The sequence below is a fragment of the Chlorogloeopsis sp. ULAP02 genome (assembly GCF_038404745.2).
In the GTDB taxonomy this organism is placed as follows: domain Bacteria; phylum Cyanobacteriota; class Cyanobacteriia; order Cyanobacteriales; family Nostocaceae; genus Chlorogloeopsis.
In genome coordinates this window covers 1-20174 of record NZ_JAYKTT020000046.1, presented here as the reverse complement: position 1 = coordinate 20174, position 20174 = coordinate 1, and the positions used below count along the sequence as shown (strand labels likewise).

Genomic DNA, 20174 nt, shown 5'->3' with positions numbered 1-20174 from the left:
TCTATGAATCAAGCAGTATTATCAACTAACCCTGATGCGATCGCTGTCATTGGTATGGCAGGTCGATTTCCTGGAGCCAACAACATCCATGAGTTTTGGGAGAATTTACGTAATAGCATTGAATCAATTACTACCTTAACTGATACAGAACTCATGGCAATGGGCGTTGCTCCTTCGATGTTGCAAAACAATAACTATGTGAAAGCCAAAGGTGTCTTAGAAAACATCGAACTATTTGATGCACCCTTTTTTGGTATCAATCCGAAAGAAGCCACAATTACAGATCCGCAACACCGAATTTTCTTAGAGTGTGCCTGGGAAAGTTTAGAAAACGCCGGTTACAACAGTGAAATTTACCCTGGTCGAATTGGGGTTTATGCTGGTTTAAGCCAGAGTACGTATCTATTAAATAATATCCTTGCTAATCGAGAATTAATTGATTCGGTAGGCAGCTATCAAATTTGGTTGGGTAACGATCGCGATTTTCTCTCTACCTTTATTTCCTATAAATTAAATCTGACTGGCCCCAGCGTTGTTGTGCAAACTGCTTGTTCTACTTCCTTAGTTGCCATTCATTATGCTTGCCAAAGTTTGATTGCTGGTGAAAGCGATATCGCCTTAGCTGGTGGTGTTTCCATTGCCGTACCCCATCGAGTTGGTTATACCTATCAGCCAGGAGGAATCTTTGCTCCTGATGGTCACTGTCGCGCCTTTGATGCCAAAGCTAACGGCACGGTAAGCGGTAGTGGTGCGGGGATTGTGGTTTTAAAACGGCTAGAAGAAGCCCTTGCTGATAGAGATTATATTTATGCAGTCATTCAAGGATCAGCCATCAACAACGATGGTGCTGTGAAAGTAGGTTACACAGCTCCTAGTATGGCAGGACAAGCCAAAGCAATCGCCGAGAGCTATACTTTAGCTGGCGTAGAACCGGAAAGCATCACTTACATCGAAACTCACGGTACAGGAACAGTTTTAGGCGATCCCATCGAGATTGCTGCACTCAATCAAGTGTTTTGCGCTAATACCCAAAAAAAAGGTTTCTGTGCCATTGGTTCAGTCAAAACTAACATCGGTCATTTAGATACGGCTGCTGGTGTGGCAGGATTTATCAAAACCGTTCTTGCCCTCAAACACCGACAAATTCCACCCAGCTTGCATTTTCAGGAACCGAACCCGCAAATTGATTTTGTCAATAGCCCCTTCTACGTCAACACTACTCTTTCTGCGTGGGAAACTCATGATACTCCCCGTCGCGCTGGGGTTAGTTCTTTCGGTATTGGCGGCACAAATGCCCACATCGTTGTGGAAGAAGCCCCATCTGTAAGAGAGATGGGGAGCAGGGGAGCAGGGGAGCAGGGGAGCCAGTGCTTTGCGGAGGACAGTTGCGTGGGCGGGTTCCCCGACTTGAGCAAACTGTCCGTTGAGGTTCCCTCGTTGAGTGCAACTGGCGTGAGCAGAGGTGCAGAGGTGCAGGGGAGAAATTATCAATTACTAGTAGTATCAGCTAAAACTAGCTCTGCCTTGGAGACAGCAACGCTAAATCTGGTTCAACATCTCAAACTACATTCTGACCTTAATCTGGCGGATGTTGCTTATACTTTGGGCATTGGTCGCCGGACTTTCAACTATCGCCGGATGGTAGTTTGTCAAAACTTAGAAGATGCAATCATCACTCTGACAAACCCAAACTCACCACAAGTTTTATCAAATTACCAAGAACGCCGCAACCCGCCCGTAGTTTTTATGTTTCCTGGTCAGGGTACGCAGTATGTAAATATGGGTCGGGAACTGTATCAAACAGAACCAACATTCCAAGCCGCAATTGACCAATGTGCAGAAATTCTTCAACCACATCTAGGGCTAGACTTGCGCCGTTTACTGTATCCTGCTCAGACAGAGATTGAAATTGCTACCCAGCAGTTACAACAAACTGCAATTACCCAACCAGCACTGTTTACAATTGAGTATGCTTTGACTCAATTGTTACAATCATGGGGCGTTCAGCCGCAAGCAATGATTGGTCATAGTATTGGGGAATACGTAGCAGCTCATCTCGCTGGTGTTTTCTCCTTAGCAGAGGCTTTAGCATTAGTAGCAGCACGAGGACGGCTGATGCAACAAACGCCTCCAGGAGCAATGTTGGCTGTTTCCTTGTCTGCGGTGGAAATACAACCCTTTTTAAATGAGCATTATTCTCTAGCGGCAATCAACGCTCCTTCATTGTGTGTTGTTTCTGGTGATGTAGAGGCGATCGCGCAACTAGAACATCATTTAAATCACAACGGTGTCAAAACTCGTCATCTCCACACCTCCCACGCCTTTCATTCTGCAATGATGGATTCTATTTTGCCAGCGTTCGCAGAGGAAGTAAAAAGGATTAGCTTCCAGCCTCCGCAAATTCCGTATATCTCGAATGTAACTGGTACTTGGATTACGGCTACTCAAGCTACAGACCCAAATTATTGGTTACAACATTTACGCCAAACTATGCTTTTTGCTGAAGGCGTGCAATTGTTGTTACAGGAACCAGAACACGTTTTGCTGGAGGTTGGCGCTGGTCATACTTTGAGTACGTTTGCAAGACTTGTTTGGGAAAAACTTTCTTTAACGAACCGCAGAGGCACGGAGAATACGGAGAGAGAAAAGGGAGAATTTGTTATATCAAGCTCGGATAATCACTTATTATTCAAAACTCCCCGCGTCCCCGCGTCTCCCTGTCTCCCTGTCAGTCCAAATGATAATTCATATAATATTAGTCCAAAAGTTACACTTACCACTCTTCCCCATCCCCAAAAGCGTCAATCAGATACGGAGTGTTTGTTGAACGCAGTCGGTCAGCTTTGGCTAACAGGTGTGGAGGTTAATTGGTCTGGTTTTTATCAGCATCAGCAATGTTATCGTGTTCCGTTACCGACGTATCCGTTTGAGCGCCAACGTTATTGGATTGAGCCGGAAAAATCAGTCAAAATTACAGACATTTCTCCAGCGAACTTGGCTAAAAAGTCGAATATTACCAATTGGTTTTATGTACCTTGTTGGCAGCAAACTAGATTACCTCAGCCTTTCCACAAAGCTAAAATAGGAGAGCAGAATTCATGTTGGCTGGTATTTGTAGATGAATCTGGCCAAGATTTACGCACAAGTAATGGAAAAACGAACCGCAAAGGGCGCAAAGAACGCGAAGAAATAGGAGTTTCAAAGATTTCTTTTCCTAGTTGTTTTGGACTGGTAAAAAGGCTAGTGACAGAAAATCAAGATGTAATAACTGTGAAGGTAGGGCAGCATTTTAACCAGATTGATAATTGCACCTTTGTTATAAATCCGCAAAAGTCCGAAGATTATCAGGCATTGTTTGATACACTCCGCACCTTGGGCAAAATCCCTCAAACAATCTTGCATTTGTGGAGTATCACAACAAATGAAAGCCCATCTTCAGAAATTGAGTTGTTTAATCAAACCCAAGATTTAGGCTTTTACAGCTTACTATTTATTGTTCAGGCACTAGGGAAACAACATCTAGGCAAGCAAATAAAAATTGGGTTGTGTCTAACAATATCCAAATGGTGACGGGGGAAGAAATTCTTTCTCCAGAAAAAGCTACTGTGTTAGGGGCTTGTTTGGTGATTCCCCAAGAATATCCTTATATAACTTGCCAACACATAGATATTGGTAGTCTTGAATCGCCTAGTTGCAATCAGGAAAAGCTCGTAGATTTTGTTATAGCGGAAATGGTGGCAGAAGTGCCTAACTCAATTGTTGCCTATCGTGGAAATCGGCGATGGATACAAACTTTTGAACCAGCACCATTGACAGCGCCTGATGCAGAAAAACCTGGGTTACGAGAACGAGGTGTTTATTTAATTATTGGTGGCTTAGGTGGTATTGGCTTTGCGTTAGCAGAATATTTAGCAAAGACTGTACAAGCAAGATTAATTTTGATTGGACGTTCGCTGTTACCGCCTACAGAAGATTGGCAGCAATGGTTAGACACTCACGATCCTGAAAATAAAATTAGCCAGCACATACTAAAAGTGCAAGCTCTAAAAGCACACGGCGCAGAGGTTACGGTCAAAAGTGCTGATATTGCTAATTTAGAACAAATGCAAGCAGCAATTGACCAAATTAGCGATCGCTTTGGTGAAATTCATGGTGTCATCCATGCGGCGGGAATTTTCAATCAAGAATGCTTTCGGGGGATTCAACAAATAACTAAAGCCCAATGCGAACAACAATTTCATGCCAAGGTACGCGGGCTTTATGTTTTGCAAAAAATATTACAAGGTAAAAAGCCTGATTTTTGTTTGCTGACTTCTTCTCTATCGTCTGTGTTAGGAGGATTGGGGTTTGTTGCTTATTCTGCGGCTAATTTGTTTATGGATGCTTTTGCCCACAAGTGCAACCAATCCAACGAAATTCCTTGGTTAAACATAAATTGGGATGGCTGGAAAATCAATCCAAAAAAAGAAACGAATAATTTAGGTGCGACTTTGACAGAATTAGCGATCGCACCCCATGAAGGTGTAGAAGTTTTTCAGCGTGTTTTATCTAATACATCAAATCAAGTAATTATTTCTACCGCAGATTTAAAAACTCGGATTGAGCAATGGATTCAGCCACAATTCCCAGTAATTACAACCTCGCTACACTCTCGCCCAAATTTAAAAAATGCCTATGTTGCACCGCAAAATCAGCTAGAACAAACCATTGCTAATATCTGGCAAGAACTCCTGGGTGTCGAGTCTATTGGCATCCACGATGATTTTTTTGAACTCGGCGGACATTCCTTACTGGCAACTCAGGTTATTGCTCAAATGTGCAAAGCTTTCCAGGTAGAGTTATCTTTGAGCAGCTTGTTTGAATCACCTACTATTAAAACCCAAGCAGATGCAATTACCCAAATTCAGCAAGAACAAAATCCAGAAACATTTATACCCGCTCTACCTGTAATTACACCCGACTTTGAGCAACGCTATCAACCTTTTCCCTTAACAGATGTCCAACAAGCATACTGGCTTGGGCGTAGTGAAGCATTTGAATTAGGGAATGTGGCAACTCACGGTTATATTGAGTTGGAAAGCGATCGCCTGGATTTAGAACGGTTAAATTTGGCTATACAAAGGCTGATTGCCCATCATGATATGTTACGTGCGATCGTTCTACCGGATGGACAGCAGCAAATCTTACCACAAATAGAGACTTATCACATAGAAATCCTCGACCTACGCGGACAAAACCCTACAGCCGTTGCATCCCAGTTAGAAGCTGTGCGACAGAGGATGTCCCATCAAGTACTAGCAGCCGATCGAGCACCTTTGTTTGAAATCCGTGCTTCTCGTTTAGATGATTGCCGTATTCGTTTGCATCTGAGTTTTGATTACTTAATCGTCGATGCTTGGAGTTTGGGCGAAATTCTCGCACCACACTTATATCAACTTTATCAAAATCCCCAGGCAGTCTTAGCACCATTGCAAGTTTCTTTTCGAGATTACGTTTTAGCAGAAATAGCCCTCAAAAATACAGAACTTTATCAACGTTCCCAAGATTATTGGTTCCAACGACTTCCGACATTACCACCTGCACCAGAATTACCTTTAGCAAAGCATCCCAGTACCATCAAACAGCCCCGCTTTGTCCGTCGCAGCGCCCATTTGCAGCCAACCACTTGGCAACAACTAAAAACTCGTGCTGTTCAGGCAGGAATCACACCTTCAGGAGTTTTATTAGCTGCCTTTGCTGAAGTTTTGAGTTTATGGAGTAAAAACCCTCAATTTACAATCAACCTGACATTGTTCAATCGTCTCCCCCTCCATCCCCAAGTTAACGAAATTGTCGGAGACTTTACCTCACTGACGTTGTTGGCTGTGGATTATTCCACTCCAGAACCTTTTTCATCCAAAGCGCGATGTTTGCAAAAACAGCTTTGGCAAGACTTGGAACATCGTTATATCAGTGGTGTGGAAGTTTTGCGGGAATTAGCCCGAACCCAAGGAGGAACAACGAAAGCAGCTATACCGATTGTGTTTACCAGTACCTTAACTCAAGGTACTCCCGAACCAGACACTTTAGGGTTGGAGAAAATAGGAAAGGTAATTTACAGCATTTCTCAAACACCCCAAGTTTGGCTAGATCATCAGGTTTCTGAAACAGACGGGGCTTTGGTGTGGAGCTGGGATGCAGTCGAAGAACTTTTTCCAGTCGGGCTATTAGATGATATGTTTAGGGCTTATTGTCGCCTTCTGGATTCTCTAGCTACTGAAGAAGCAATCTGGCAAACAGTAACACTGCAAAAGCCACTGACAACTTGTAACGATACCGCATCACCAATATCTGAAGCATTGCTTCACACACTCTTTGCTGCCCAAGTACCCCAACAACAGCATCAGCCAGCAGTCATCACCCCAAACCGGACTTTAACTTACCAACAGTTGGATTGTTTAGCCAATCAACTGGCTGATCAACTACGGCGCTTAGGTGTGCAACCGAATACATTGGTAGCAGTCGTCATGGATAAAGGTTGGGAACAAGTTGTTGCTGTGCTGGGGATTCTCCAGTCTGGTGCTGCTTACTTATCGATTGCCCCCCAATTGCCAAGCGAACGTCAATGGCATCTACTTCAAGCAGGAAAAGTCCAGATAGTCTTAACTCAATCTTGGCTGGATGCAACTTTAACATGGCCGGACTCGATTCAACGTCTTTGTGTAGATACTTTCACGCTGGTTGATGACATTCCCCTCTTAGAAACAGTGCAATCATCTACTGACCTTGCTTATGTTATCTACACTTCTGGTTCCACGGGTTTACCCAAAGGGGTGATGATCGACCATCGGGGGGCTGTAAATACCATCTTGGATATTAACAAACGCTTTGCTATTGGATCGGGTGATCGCGTTTTAGCTCTTTCTTCTCTCAGCTTCGATTTATCAGTCTATGATATCTTTGGTACATTAGCTGCTGGCGGTACAATTATCATTCCAGAAGCCACAAGTACTAAAGACCCAGCCCACTGGTTAGCACTTATACAGCAATACCAAGTTACCGTTTGGAATTCCGTCCCTGCTTTGATGCAGATGTTGATTGAGTGTGCAAATAATCAAGCCGACATACTTCAATCGCTGCGTTTGGTGTTGTTGAGTGGTGATTGGTTGCCTTTGAATTTACCATCTCAGATTCAGTCTGTTTGTGAAAATGTCCAAGTTGTTAGTCTAGGTGGGGCAACAGAAGCCTCCATTTGGTCAATTATCTATCCTGTAACAACGGTTGATCCCAATTGGAAGAGTATTCCTTACGGTCGTCCGATGACTAACCAGCAGTTTTATGTGCTTAATCAAATGTTGGTAGAGTGTCCCGTGTGGGTAGTGGGAGAACTTTATATTGGTGGTGTTGGACTTGCCCAAGGCTATTGGCAAGACCAAAATAAAACTGATGCTAGTTTTATTATTCATCCCCAAACTCAAGAACGGTTGTACAAAACTGGCGACTTGGGGCGGTATTTACCAGACGGCAATATTGAGTTTTTAGGACGGGAAGATTTTCAGGTTAAGGTTAATGGTTATCGCATTGAACTAGGTGAAATAGAAGCTACTTTAAAACAACATCCCAGCGTTAAAGAGGTAGTAGTTGCTGCTGTGGGCGAGTCACGGGAAAATCAGCAATTAGTAGCTTATATAGTTCCACACTCAGAAATAGCTGCATCCAATCACCAACAGACTGAAGCCTACCAACCTATTCAATTTATCTCAAATTTGGATAATCACTTATTATTCAAAACTCCCCGCGTCCCCTTGTCCCCGCGTCTCCCTGTCAGTCCTAATGATAAGTCTTCCACTGAACTTGATATTAGTGTATTGCTCGATCCTATAGAACGGATTGAATTTAAGCTCAAACAATCAGGATTGCGACAAACCAGGGTAGATGATGCCATAGTTAAATTACCAGATGCCCCGTTTGATGAAGTTCTCAAGCAAGCTTATTTACAGCGTCAGAGTTATCGTCACTTCCAAAACGAACTTATTTCCTTAGAACTGTTTAGCCAGTTTCTTGGTTGTCTGCGACAAATGCAGCTAGATGGCTTTCCTTTACCCAAATATCGCTATCCTTCTGCTGGTAGTCTTTATCCAGTCCAAACTTATCTGTATGTCAAACCAGATCGCATAACAGGACTGAATGCTGGTTTTTACTATTATCATCCTGCCGAACATAGTCTAGTGTTGCTAAATCCAGAATCAGCGATCGCTAACAGTATCTATGGTAGCAATCAACCCATTTTTGAACAGTCCGCTTTTTCAGTATTTTTGATTGGACAATTGAGTGCGATCGCTCCTATGTATGGCGAATTGGCGAAAGATTTTTGTTTATTGGAAGCTGGTTATATCGGTCAATTGCTGATGAACCACGCACCAGAATATCACATCGGTCTTTGTCCTATTGGTTACTTAGAATTTGCGGAATTACGTGAATTTTTCACCCTAGAATCCAGTCAAATTTTACTCCACAGCTTTATCGGCGGCAAAATAGACCATACTCAAGCTCACCAATGGTTAGAGCTTCAACCTGTCCACCAGCCAAAAACTATTACCGAGCAATTACGTACTTTTCTACAACAAAAGTTACCTGAATACATGATACCTTCCGCTTATGTGTTACTTGATACTTTACCATTGACAGCTAATGGCAAAGTGGATAGGAAGGCTCTACCATTACCAACCCAGGCAAAAAATCAAGCAGACAGTGTTGCACCTCGTAATAGTACTGAAACAGCTTTAGTTGCTATTTTTACTGAAGTTACCAAGATAGGAGAAATAGGAATCCACGATAACTTCTTTGAATTAGGGGGCGATTCCTTGAAAGCAACCCAAGCGATCGCGCGAATGCGGGAAGAATTGCAAATTGAACTACCTCTGGGCAGTTTGTTTGAGCAACCAACAGTGGCGCGTCTGGCAAATTATATCGCAGATATGGTCAGCGATAACTCAGATGATGAGCGCGAGCAAGGAATATTATGAATCGTTATCTCAAACTCTTACTCTCTGCGTCTCTGCGAACGCCAGTTGCTTCAAGTCGGCAAAGCCGACGACAGTTGCTACAACGCGGGGAACCCGCGCAACGCACTGTCTCCCCAACGCACTGGCTCCTCTGCGTGAGAAAAACCATCCCCAAATTGAGCTACACCTATTATGAAACCTATCGAAGAACTCTTATCTGAGTTAAAACGCTTAGACATCAAAATTTGGGCAGAAGGTGATTATTTACGTTATGACGCACCCAAAGGTAAATTGTCATCCGTCGTGCGATCGCAATTAGTAGAACGCAAACAAGAAATTCTCGCATTCCTTCGTCATGCCAATCTTAAAATTACATCCATTCAGCCCATTTCACGAAATCAAGAAATTCCCTTATCTTTCGCCCAACAAAGGCTGTGGTTTCTCAACCAGTGGGAAGGTGAAAACGCTTCTTACAACGAGTCTATAGCTGTGCGACTAAAAGGTTTACTCAACTTATCTGCCTTGCAACATAGCCTCAATGAAATAGTGCGTCGTCATGAGGTTTTACGTACAACTTTCATCTGTGTTGACGGAAAACCTACTCAAGTCATTTCTCCTGATTTACCTCTATCCTTGTCAATTGTTGATTTACGGGAAATACCCCAATGGAATCAACGCCAAGCCGAAGCGTTGAGGCTGCTTGCACAGGCAGCAAACTGTCCTTTTCAGCTAACTGAAGCACCATTGCTGCGAACCACCTTAGTAAAATTAGACGAAACAGAATACGTACTCTCGTTTACAATCCACCACATTATTTGTGATGGCTGGTCGATGGGTATACTCTTGCAAGAGGTAGCAGCATTATACACAGCTTTTTGTAGTAACAAGCCTTTACCTTTACCAGAATTACCCATCCAGTATGCTGACTTTGCTATTTGGCAGCGACAGTGGCTAACTGGCGATCGCCTCCAATCTCAACTCAATTACTGGCAGCAGCAATTAATTAACTATCCTCCCATACTGCAATTGCCCACAGACCGTCCTCGACCTGCGCTACAAAGCTTCTGTGGAAAAACACAATTTTTCTCTTTATCCTCGAACTTGACTGAAGCACTCAAGGCACTAAGTCGTCATGAGGAGGTGACATTATTCATGACGCTGCTAGCAGCTTTTGTCACCTTGCTTTATCGCTATAGCCAGCAGGATGATATTCTGATCGGAACTGCGATCGCCAATCGTAACTATAAAGAACAAGAAAGATTAATAGGGCTTTTTGCCAATACCTTAGTGTTACGTACCAATTTTGCAGGCAATCCTAGTTTTCGAGAACTGCTTCATCAGGTGCGGCAGTGTACTTTGTCTGCCTATGCCCATCAGGATTTACCTTTTGAGTATTTAGTAGAACAACTCCAGCCTGAACGCAACCCCAGCTACAATCCATTATTCCAGGTAATGTTTGTTCTTCAAAATTCTCCAGTGGAGGAATTAAAACTACCTGATTTGGATTTGAATTTACTCCCCCTAGAAAATCAAACAGCCAAATTCGATTTAAGTTTGGTGATGCAAGAAAAGGAATGTGGATTGTATGGGGAATTGGAATACAACACCGATTTATTTAACGCTGACACTATCTGTCGGATGGTGGAACATTTACAGATTTTATTAACGGGTATTGTGGCTAATCCAGAACAACGCCTCGGAGACTTACCGATATTGACTCCAGCCGAACAGCAGCAGTTGTTGGTGAAGTGGAATTATACTCAAGCCGATTATCCACAGGATATCTGTATTCACCAATTATTTGCAGATCAAGTAGAGCAAACACCCAATGCTGTGGCAGTTGTTTTTGCAGATCAGCAGCTAACTTACCAAGAATTGAACCAGCAAGCCGATGCTTTAGCCTATTACCTCAAGCAACTTGGTGTTAAACCAGAAGTACTCGTAGGAATTTGCCTTGAAAAATCTCTAGAAATGGTAATTGGCATCCTAGCAATCTTGAAAGCAGGCGGCGCATATTTGCCATTAGATCCGTCTTATCCACGGGAAAGATTGGCTTTTATGTTAGAAGATGCCAAGCCTTTGGTGCTGCTTACCCAGACGCGATTAATTGCAGAATTACCGTTACATCAAACTAAAATTGTATGTCTAGATACATCGTGGCAAGATAATATCTCTGAAATAATTACGCAACAATATCCAACTGAGGTTAAATCAGAAAATTTAGCATATATAATTTATACTTCTGGTTCTACAGGCACACCCAAGGGAGTAATGATTCCCCATCAAGCTTTGGTAAATCATTGTCTTGCTGCTGCCAAAATCTATCAACTCCAGTCAAATGATAGAGTTTTGCAATTTGCCTCTATTAGCTTTGACGTTGCCGCAGAAGAACTTTTCCCATCTTGGTTATGCGGTTCAACAGTTGTGATTCGCCCTGATTGGGTACTATCTTTTTCAAATTTCCACCAATTCTTAGAATCAGAAAACATCACAGTTCTAAATCTACCTACTGCCTACTGGCATCAGTGGGTATCTGAATTATCTAATTCAAACGTTGCATTGCCGCCGACATTGCGCTTGGTAATTGTTGGAACAGAACAAGCACAACCCGAAAAATTAGCACTATGGCAGCAACAGGTAGGCACTAAAGTTCGCTGGCTGAATGCCTACGGCCCAACAGAGGCGACTATTGGCGCAACAATCTACGAACCTGTTGGCGTGCCAGAAAACTTGCAAATTGCTAGTGTACCTATCGGTCGCCCCATAGACAATACGCAAATCTACATACTAGACAAACACCTCAACCCTACACCTATTGGTATACCTGGTGAATTGTATATTAGTGGTCTTGGTTTAGCACGAGGCTACCTGAATCGACCTGATTTAACCGCCGAGAAATTTATTCCTAACCCCTTTGAGAAGGCAGGAGGCAGTAGACTATACAAAACTGGTGATTTAGCTCGTTATTTACCGAATGGCAATATTGAATACTTAGGCAGAATAGATAATCAAGTAAAAATACGGGGTTATCGTGTAGAGTTGGAGGAAATTGAAGTTGCACTAACAAAACACCCAGATGTGCAAGAAACAGTTGTGCTACCTCATGCAAGGGATACACAATTGATTGCCTATGCAGTCCCCAACAACAAGCAGCAACCTACTGCTAAAGAACTGCGAAACTTCTTGAAACAACAGTTACCTGATTACATGATTCCGTCAGCTTTTATATTGATGGAAAACTTACCACAGATGCCTAATGGTAAAGTAGACCGTCAAAAACTTCTAGCACTAGAAGTCAAGCAACCAAGGTTAGAGAAAGATTTTGTACCGCCTCGTGATAGCTTAGAACTTCAACTGACGCAAATTTGGGAAGAGGTTTTGGGTATTTCTCCCATTGGTGTTACAGATAACTTCTTTGAACTTGGAGGCCATTCACTTTTAGCTGTGCGCTTGATGGCTAAAATTGAAAAACTCTTTGGATGTAAATTACCACTTGTTCAACTTTTTCAAGAGGCTACTATTGAAAAACTTAAAAGTCTTCTTAGCCAAAACATTCATTCTTCTCAAAATCCATCTCCGCTAGTAGCTATTCAACCCCACGGTTCAAAAAAACCTTTATTTTTTGTTCATCCTGTGGGTGGAAATGTTTTTTGTTACTACGAATTAGCCAGTTCTCTTGGTTTAGATAGACCATTTTACGGTTTACGATCGCTTGGTCTTGATGGAGAATGTGAACCTTATTCCAGCATCGAAGATATGGCATCTGCATATATTGCAGCTATACGCGTTATTCAACCAGAAGGTTCATATCTTTTAGGAGGCTGGTCTATGGGTGGTGTCATAGCTTTTGAGATGGCAACTCAATTACAAAAGCAAGGTCAAAGAGTTGACTTACTCGCCTTACTAGATAGCCAAGCACCAATTACCAAAAAACAGCCTACAGAGATTAATTATTGTGAACCAGACAAGGTATTAGTTGATTTAGCTCAAGATATAGCCAGTTCTACTGGAAAAGAAATTTTAAATTTAGATAATCTCAATACTTTATATACAAACCTCAAAAAAATTGAACCAGAAAAAAAACTTGATTATTTTTTGGAACAAGCGAAAATGCTTAATCTTTTACCTTCAGATGTTGAGCATCAACACTTTCACCATCTCTTACAAGTTTTTCAGAATAATATTCAAGCCTTATTTAACTACAAACCGAAAAATCCTGTTAATCGCATTATCTTGTTTCGAGCAAGTAGTAGTGTTTTTCATAATAACCCAACTTTAGGATGGGAAAATTTTTCAATAGAACCAGTACAAATTATTAATATTCTTGGCGATCATTACACAATGCTTGCAAAACCTTACGTTTCATACTTGCAAGCAGCGATGAACGAATACCTAGAACAGGTTGATTAACGGAGAGTGGGAATTTAGGACACTTTAATTGGTTCTGTTGTAAAAAACTTTATGTTTTCAACAACTAAAACTGCAACCCAAAGACATTGGATACCAATAATTTTTAAATTTAAATCAAGTTTTGATTTTTAGTTTTGACTCGTTGATAAAGTTCTTCCATTGTTTCAATACTACTATGGGGCAATAAATGTAAGCCTAATTGGGAAAAATTTTCTTCTATATTTTCGGGAACTTCATTGAGTAGCAATCGAGAAACAATACTAGCCTTAGCAGAAAGCTTTTGTATGGCTTTATCCCATCGCGCCTTAGCAATAGGTGTACTAAATATAATTCATCTTCATCCACACCTGAGAGTCCTAATATCTCTCCCAGACTCGAACAGCAGGTTTGTGAACTCATTCCTCTTGATGTGGCTAATTTTGAACCTGGGTCTATAATACGTGCCACAATCATTGCCAATACCAATCTTCTTTCTCTGGTATTTTCTTCATGAATCAGGTGATGTAAACCTGTATTCTTCAAGCTTCCTAACACTGCCGCTACATGACCATGAGGACGGCTGCGAATTATTTTAAAGGCTTCAGGTAAACTCTCAATCGCCGTCCCACCCTTTAACAGTAACTGTAAACCATCTATCGCATGGTCTGGTAATTTTGAGAGGTTGGCTAGGGTACGTTTACGTACTTTGAGGTATTGACGCAATATGGCAGGCAATATCCCCTCATCTCGACAGCCGTTGAAGATGCGGTCAAGTATAGAAACTAACTCATCAGGGCGAGTCATTTATGATCCTTTCCTAGCTAGTCGAAATTGTCATGCGTCTTTAAGCAGTGGAATTTCATCAACAATTTATTTAAAAAGCGATCGCCTAATATTGCTTTAGCTATTATCACATTTGCATAAGCACTAAATAACCGATTTTTGCTAATCACTGCAGGCTTTTTTGACCCAGACAACCAAAAATCTATATCCTATATCGTTTTCTCTGGTCAGCTTCCATCAGTTCGGGCATATTCAAAAACCCTCAATATTTTCTCCTCCCATACCACCGGAGCCTTCCCCAAAAATCCAGTCGCTATCACTGTCGGCATCACCTTCGCCATCCACCTGAAGATTTAAGGAAGGTATTAGCTGTTCAATCTGGCTTTCAAGTCGGGAGATTGCCAGTGTTAAAGATGTAAGTTGCTCCCTATCTTTCTTAATTTCATTTGAAATCCCCACCCGCAATTGATTTAACCGCTCCTGAAGGGTATGTACTTCCGTTTTGGTCGCAGAAGGGATACTCACTTTCTCTGACAACGCGGCGATTTGAACTTTCAAAACTTCAATTTCAGCAGCAGTTGTACTATCTGCATCATCTGGACTCTCTTGTGCAAGTGCTTGTTTAATACAATCCAGCACAAACTCTTTAAAAGTTAAGCGCAAATCCTCAGCACGCTGCTTGGCCTGCTTCACCAACTCCCGGTCTTCTTCAGACAGAAGTTTTATATTTATCTGCGGATATTCCACCAGTCCCTCGCGCTTTTGTTGTGGAGAAGTGAGAAGAGTAGGGGAAGTGGGGGAAGTAGCGGGAGTAGCGGGAGTAGGGGGAGGAAATGCTCTTTCTCCCCCAGCTTCAAAAGCGATAGAATAGTTATTTACTTGCAAGTCTCTTAGTGCTTCATTAACCAAGATTCAGAATGATTAATCATATTGACTAATCCACTCAAAATCTGGTTATAGGTTCCGTAGAGTTCTCGACCAATCTCAACATTCAAGTAACCACATTTAACACTAAACTCTATCCAGGTTTGAGTTTCGGCTGCTTCTGCTTCACAATCATTCAATTTAGCGACGAAAGCTGCCTCATATCGACGCTTCCTCCATGCCTCAGCTAAAGAAAGCACACACAGAACGCTCTGGAGCGACGAATTTGATGAAGCCGCGCGCAGAACAGGGGGTTTCCCCCATGTAGACGCCCGTCAGGGCGGCTTCCCGTTGGGTACGACTGCTGTACGCCGGAGGCGTTCCCGCAGGGTACCCGGAGGGTCGGTAAGCGAATACCTTTCCTCCACAGGAAACTTTTTCGATAATTCAAAAATTTGCATCGCCGTATCAAATGCCATCTTGTAAATTTCTAAATCTTGATGCTTTCTAACCAGTTCTTTAACCATTTGCTTTGAGTTCTAATATTTACTCACTCCCCCTACCTCCCTATCTCCCCCTACTTCCCCTACTCTTCTCACTACCATCATCGCATACGGGATATCCGCGGATATACGATATAGATTATTTTCGATGAGTAATTTTGTGGTGCTTGGGAAACAACTATCATAAAGATACCGGGAATTGTGATTCTCGGCATCATAATTATCAGTGGGGGTTGGGGATTTAGATTATGGAAAATTTACCTGTCAAAAGCGTGGAATCACTTGCTGTGGAGGTGGTGACTCTACCGCTTGATGAAGCTCGTGTCGCGCTTGTAGATTATTATTTTCCCAACCGCCAGAAAATTAATTCCACACAACAGCTAATTGAGCTATGGGTGCATTCTGTCACTATTAAAAGCGACCAAACGCGACGGGCATATCGGCAAATTGGTTATGAGCTTGTCGATTATATGCAGTCGCGGTTTGGGATATCTGATTTGAGGATGGTAACGTTATTCCATCTACACGCTTATCTGGCTTGGCTCAAGGATGAAAAGCCAGTACGGGGAAAGAAAAATACTTATGGAATTAGTAAAAATACTGCGGCTAAATACACGGCAGCGATTAAAAGTTTGTGGGAGTGGGGTACTAGAGCTTCTATTGGTTATTTTGCTATCGACTTGGGCAAGGACTTAAGCATTCAGTGGGACGATAAGCTCGCAGAGCGCATTCTCTCGGAACGCGAGATTGCTAAGTTGGAAAAAGCGGCGATTGAAGTAGACTTGCAACACAATACTAATAAGATGCACTGGCTGCTGTTTACTCTCATGTTTTACAGTGGGGTGAGGGCGGGAGAAATTGCCCGGCAAACTTCTGATTATGGTAAGCGCATAATTACGCCGGGGTTATTTTGGCGGCAGTTTCGGGAGGATGGGGATTGTCTGTTGTTAACTGTGACGGGGAAACGAAATAAAACCAGAACTGTTAGTCTCGATCCCCAGACGAGTGCGGTGCTACTGGATTACCGTGGGAATGCCAGCAATGATGAGCCGGTGTTTCCTAGTCCCAGTCGGCGGGATAGGGGTAAACCTTTAAGCGATCGCGGGTTGCGACTGATGATGGAGGAAATTTCTGCTTGTGCGGGAATTAAGTTCAGCGCCCACTTTCTCCGCCACACCCACGCAACGCTGGCTAAGAAAAATGGAGCTTCTGATTTTGACTTGCAAGCAGATTTGGGCCACGCAACACCTGCGACAACTGCAAAGTACATTCACCATGTCGGGCGTGTTGGGACTTCTCACGCACTGCGTAGAAAAAGCAAACATAGGTAAAAAATAAAAAACATAGGTGTACCCTACGGGGAAGCCACTCCAGAAGGCATCGCCTCCGCCGGGCGGTTAGGCCATCGCACTCATACGCTCATCATGATAGTGTCAAGGTAGTTATCAAGATGGAAACACGCTCAGTTGTTCCTGTCCGCGGACTAGTTTACCTAGATATTACCTAGACATTACCTAGATATGAGCAATACAGGGAGAACAAAGAAGCTAGCATCTTTCAACTGTGACCAAAAGATGTGGGAGCAGTTTATCGCCCGTTGCAACTCGAAAGGCACGACGGCAACAGCGACGCTCACCCGTTTTATTGAGCTATACCTAGATGGTTCTCTAGATGACCTTGATACAATTGCTGGTAATGAAGATAAACGTTTGGACTCTTTAGAACAAAAAACTGAAGAGATAACAGCCCAAATGAAACAATTCGCCGAGGCTATTATTAAAATTCAAAATCATCTCAACAACCAACCGAAACGGCGGAATAAATCGTACAACAATAATTCATATTATCAAGGGCAAACTCAAAGAATCCAACCGCTGACGGAAGAAGGTTTAGCTTCAAGACTTGGTGTAAGTGTAGAAACTATACGCGAGCAGCGAATTAATCTGCCACCACCGCTTTTTGTGGGATGGTGCAAAGGCAAGGATAGAGCAGGGTTAGGATGGGAATTTAATCAGGATACGGGGTTATATCATCCGGCAAGTTAGAATTTTTATTAATTTTAAGAATTTTTGAATTTACACTACTGATTCACTCTGTTAATGCGATCGCGGGTAAGAAAAAGAATAGGGCTTTAGTTCCTCCTGGAGATAATGCCGATCTGCGCTAACACTACGGTACTGGCTCATGTACACAAACAAAACTTCCCTCCAGATAAGGGATTAGAACCAACAGAGCGTTCTAATTATTTTGTAACTGAAAGCTAAAATTTTAATAATGTAGGGGTATATCTGACGAAGCAATGCAGGGAAATGACCAACTATATAAGGCTGGAATCATTGAGGTAACAGAAGCAGAAGCCGAAGATGAGGATGAAGATTTATTTGAAGTTGCGGTGCATTTTGACGGCAATATTTTTCTTCCCAGCGTTGTTTTTGAAGGCAAAGACCACGCATTGCGGCAAGCTAAAAAACTTTATAATTGGCTAGAAGCTAATCCAAAAGAAATTAAGGGTGAACGGCTACGTTGGCAATCATACACAGTTAATCGCGAATCTTTAAGAGAATATCCATAATTCCTCTTCCTCAATCGATAAGAAGGGAGGGTATTTAAGCTTAATTTAGGAATAATCTGAGTTTTTATCTCCATATTTTTGGTAAAATACTAATATGAAAACACTGAAGTTTAAGCTATATCAACACAAAAGAAATAGATACCTTAAGCGCATTATTAATGCGGCTGGGGTAATTTACAATCATTGCATTGCTCTACACAAACGCTACTACAGAATGTGGGGCAAGCACTTGAGGAGTGCAAAACTTCAGTCTCATATTGCTAAATTGAGAAAACGTAATCCATTCTGGCAATCGCTAGGTTCTCAAGCAGTACAAGATATCTGTCAACGCATAGAGAAAGCCTATCAACTATTTTTTAAACACAATAAAAAAGGAGTTAGACCACCAGGATTTAAAAAGGTAAAAAAATACAAATCATTCACTCTCAAACAAGCTGGTTATAAGTTTTTAGGTGGCAACAGGGTGAAAATTGGGCATCGAGTATATCAATTTTGGAAGTCTAGAGACATTGAGGGAACAGTTAAAACCTTAACCATTAAACGCACACCATTAGGTGAATTGTTTATGGTTGTAGTGGTTGATAATGTTAGTCAAGCAGAAATTGAAGTTAAGACGGGTAAAATCGCTGGCTTTGATTTTGGGTTGAAAACATTCCTCACTTGCTCAGACGGTACTAAAATTGAATCACCCCAATTTTTCAAGCAGTCACTCAACGCCATCAAAAAAGCCAGCAGACAGCATTCCAAAAAACTAAAGAGTTCATCCAACAGGGAGCGAGCTAGGAAAAATTTGGTACGCAAATATGAAGATATTTCTCATCGTCGGCGTGATTGGTTTTGGAAATTAGCCCATGAACTAACTGATAAGTTTGATGTGCTGTGTTTTGAGACGCTGAACCTCAAGGGAATGCAACGACTTTGGGGAAGAAAAATATCAGATTTGGCGTTTGGTGAGTTCCTGCAAATTTTAAAATGGATTGCTAAAAAGAAGAAAAAGAGGGTTGTTTTCATCGACCAGTGGTATCCATCCACTAAGACTTGCTCTGGCTGTGGACACGTTCTAGAAGAGTTGGATTTATCTATTAGAGAATGGCGTTGCCCATCTTGCCAATCAGTAAATGGAAGGGATGAAAACGCTAGTCGTAATATTTGTGCAGTCGGGGCATCGACTGTTGGCTTAGGTGATATCAGACTGGCTATGCCAGCAATCGCTGTTTGAAGCTAGAATCCCCCGAATTTAGCGAAGCGGATTCGGGAGAGTATGTCAAGACATTGCTACTAATCCGCCAGAAAAGTTTTTAGCTTTACGCAGCCAATACCCAAACCTACAGCTAAATTATTTTTGCGATCGCAATTTAGCAGAACTTGAACTGACAAAACTTTACGCTCCTAATAGCCTACGGCTAGTTTCAGTTCATGGAGTATTAGATTACTTACAACCAGATGCGGTTACAAAAACATTACTTGATATTGTGAAAGTACAGCCAGAGGCAATATCGATACGCCTATTTTTAATAGGTAACCCGTGGTCGCGGAATTTTGCAAGTATAGAGCAACTGGCAATGGAATTAAATTCAATTGAAATTATTATAAGTGGCTTAGTTAAGTCGATTGACTTTGATGTATTTTGTAGTACAGGTGTGATGCAATTAAATATTTCAGACAAGGATAAAATTGAACATAATTTATTACCAAGTTATGGCGCATCCCATGTCATGCCTGATAAATTAGTTGCTTATTTAATTAATCAAGGATATCAACTTATTGCAACTGATGTGTACTCACTTTCAAGTCAAGATTTACAAGGAGATAAATTGGAAAGTACCAATAGTAATAAAAATGTATCTTTAGATAATCCACATGGAATGTTGTTATTTTTTAAAAGATAAAACACTCATTTTAATCGAGCTAATCAACGAAAATAAATCCGTCTATAAGGACAATTTATGAAATAATTTTGGTAATTAATATTGGCGGCTGAGGTTAAGTAATTGATTCTGGTGATCCGCGATGGCTGCGCCAATGTCTTCTACGAACGCGCGACAAAAGAGCGTTTGTTTGCGTCTTCCTACTTATCAC

At 41.9% G+C, this 20174-nt stretch carries 10 protein-coding genes and 2 pseudogenes; 9 read left to right on the top strand and 3 right to left on the bottom strand.

The features are described 5' to 3' along the window. Nucleotides 1-3: 3 nt before the first annotated feature. The 4 genes and pseudogenes from U2718_RS16635 to U2718_RS16620 all read left to right on the top strand — a co-directional run. Nucleotides 4-2580: pseudogene (locus U2718_RS16635) on the top strand (type I polyketide synthase); the annotation flags it as partial. 276 nt (nucleotides 2581-2856) lie between these two features. After that, nucleotides 2857-3570 (top strand): KR prefix domain-containing protein, encoded by a 714-nt coding sequence (locus tag U2718_RS16630; protein WP_411813312.1) that lies wholly within the window; start codon nucleotides 2857-2859, stop codon nucleotides 3568-3570. Then, nucleotides 3546-9005, top strand: a complete 5460-nt coding sequence (locus U2718_RS16625; RefSeq protein ID WP_342001385.1) for an amino acid adenylation domain-containing protein — start codon at nucleotides 3546-3548, stop codon at nucleotides 9003-9005. Before U2718_RS16630 ends, U2718_RS16625 begins: the two co-directional genes overlap by 25 nt. Nucleotides 9006-9176: 171 nt before the next feature. Next, on the top strand, nucleotides 9177-13394 hold the full coding sequence (locus U2718_RS16620; protein WP_342001384.1) for an amino acid adenylation domain-containing protein: 4218 nt from the start codon (nucleotides 9177-9179) through the stop codon (nucleotides 13392-13394). Between the two features lie 216 nt (nucleotides 13395-13610). On the opposite strand, the gene U2718_RS16615 is transcribed toward U2718_RS16620, so the two are convergent. The 3 genes and pseudogenes from U2718_RS16615 to U2718_RS16605 form a co-directional block, all read right to left on the bottom strand. Next, on the bottom strand, nucleotides 13611-14177 hold the full coding sequence (locus tag U2718_RS16615; RefSeq protein ID WP_342001382.1) for a hypothetical protein: 567 nt from the start codon (nucleotides 14175-14177) through the stop codon (nucleotides 13611-13613). Nucleotides 14178-14408: 231 nt separating this feature from the next. Then, nucleotides 14409-15065, bottom strand: coding sequence for a hypothetical protein (locus U2718_RS16610; protein ID WP_342001380.1), 657 nt, complete (start codon nucleotides 15063-15065; stop codon nucleotides 14409-14411). After that, nucleotides 15047-15547, bottom strand: a pseudogene (locus tag U2718_RS16605) (four helix bundle protein). Before U2718_RS16605 ends, U2718_RS16610 begins: the two are co-directional and overlap by 19 nt. Before the next feature lie 224 nt (nucleotides 15548-15771). On the opposite strand from U2718_RS16605, the gene U2718_RS16600 reads away from it, so the two are divergent. The 5 genes from U2718_RS16600 (at nucleotide 15772) to U2718_RS16580 (ending at nucleotide 19984) form a co-directional block, all read left to right on the top strand. Beyond that, nucleotides 15772-16854, top strand: a complete 1083-nt coding sequence (locus U2718_RS16600; protein WP_342001378.1) for a site-specific integrase — start codon at nucleotides 15772-15774, stop codon at nucleotides 16852-16854. A gap of 243 nt (nucleotides 16855-17097) precedes the next feature. Continuing rightward, nucleotides 17098-17568 carry a hypothetical protein gene (locus U2718_RS16595; RefSeq protein ID WP_342001376.1) on the top strand — a complete coding sequence of 157 codons (471 nt, stop codon included), beginning with the start codon at nucleotides 17098-17100 and terminating at the stop codon, nucleotides 17566-17568. A gap of 254 nt (nucleotides 17569-17822) precedes the next feature. Next, on the top strand, nucleotides 17823-18095 hold the full coding sequence (locus U2718_RS16590; RefSeq protein WP_342001375.1) for a hypothetical protein: 273 nt from the start codon (nucleotides 17823-17825) through the stop codon (nucleotides 18093-18095). Between the two features lie 94 nt (nucleotides 18096-18189). Further along, nucleotides 18190-19314 (top strand): transposase, encoded by a 1125-nt coding sequence (locus tag U2718_RS16585; protein ID WP_342001373.1) that lies wholly within the window; start codon nucleotides 18190-18192, stop codon nucleotides 19312-19314. A gap of 253 nt (nucleotides 19315-19567) precedes the next feature. Continuing rightward, nucleotides 19568-19984, top strand: a complete 417-nt coding sequence (locus U2718_RS16580; protein WP_342001371.1) for a hypothetical protein — start codon at nucleotides 19568-19570, stop codon at nucleotides 19982-19984. The last annotated feature ends 190 nt before the right edge of the window (nucleotides 19985-20174 follow it).

Bases quoted from the DNA above. Each gene is read 5' to 3' on its own strand.
- U2718_RS16620 (WP_342001384.1), top strand. From the start codon at position 9,177: ATGAAACCTATCGAAGAACTCTTATCTGAGTTAAAACGCTTAGACATC.
- U2718_RS16615 (WP_342001382.1), bottom strand. From the start codon at position 14,177: ATGACTCGCCCTGATGAGTTAGTTTCTATACTTGACCGCATCTTCAAC.
- U2718_RS16600 (WP_342001378.1), top strand. From the start codon at position 15,772: ATGGAAAATTTACCTGTCAAAAGCGTGGAATCACTTGCTGTGGAGGTG.
- U2718_RS16595 (WP_342001376.1), top strand. From the start codon at position 17,098: ATGTGGGAGCAGTTTATCGCCCGTTGCAACTCGAAAGGCACGACGGCA.
- U2718_RS16590 (WP_342001375.1), top strand. From the start codon at position 17,823: ATGCAGGGAAATGACCAACTATATAAGGCTGGAATCATTGAGGTAACA.
- U2718_RS16585 (WP_342001373.1), top strand. From the start codon at position 18,190: ATGAAAACACTGAAGTTTAAGCTATATCAACACAAAAGAAATAGATAC.